The organism is Aphanothece microscopica RSMan92, assembly GCF_046613545.2.
Taxonomy (GTDB): domain Bacteria; phylum Cyanobacteriota; class Cyanobacteriia; order PCC-6307; family Cyanobiaceae; genus NIES-981.
In genome coordinates this window covers 1-444 of the sequence record NZ_JBKKKY020000550.1, presented here as the reverse complement: position 1 = coordinate 444, position 444 = coordinate 1, and the positions used below count along the sequence as shown (strand labels likewise).

Annotated in this window: 1 protein-coding gene; it reads right to left on the bottom strand. The window is 69.1% G+C overall.

The window, feature by feature from the left end:
- Positions 1-163 precede the first annotated feature (163 nt).
- A partial coding sequence (locus ACLD7X_RS19005) for a hypothetical protein (protein WP_411425237.1) occupies positions 164-444 on the bottom strand: 281 nt, incomplete at its 5' end.

The following is a 444-nucleotide window of genomic DNA, read 5'->3' as shown; positions in this document are numbered from 1 at the left end:
GCAACACTTCGGGGTCCAGGATTGCAGCCCAGACGGTGGCCGCATCGGCCCGGATCTCGCGTTGGTCGGTCAGATGCATGGGGTCCTCCCTTGACCTTTGCCCTTGACCCTAAGCCACCCCTGCCCTGCCGTGCTACGCGGCTTTGGTCGTAGGTGGAGCAGGCTAGGACGTCACTGTAACAGGCGAAAGCGCCCGGCCCAGAAAATTTTGCAACCCGGGCGCGTCCAGCGGCTTGGTCAGCACGGCGACGCCCGCCGCCGCCGCCGCCCGCGCCAGCGCCTCGCCCCGGTCACCGGTGATCAGGCAGGCGGGCAGGCCGGCGCGCATCTCGCGGAACACCTCGATCAGGCTCAGCCCGTCCATGCCGGAGCCCAGCTGGTGCTCGACCAGCAGCACGTCGGGTAGGATGCCCAGATCGCCCATCAGCGCCAGCGCCTCCTCGG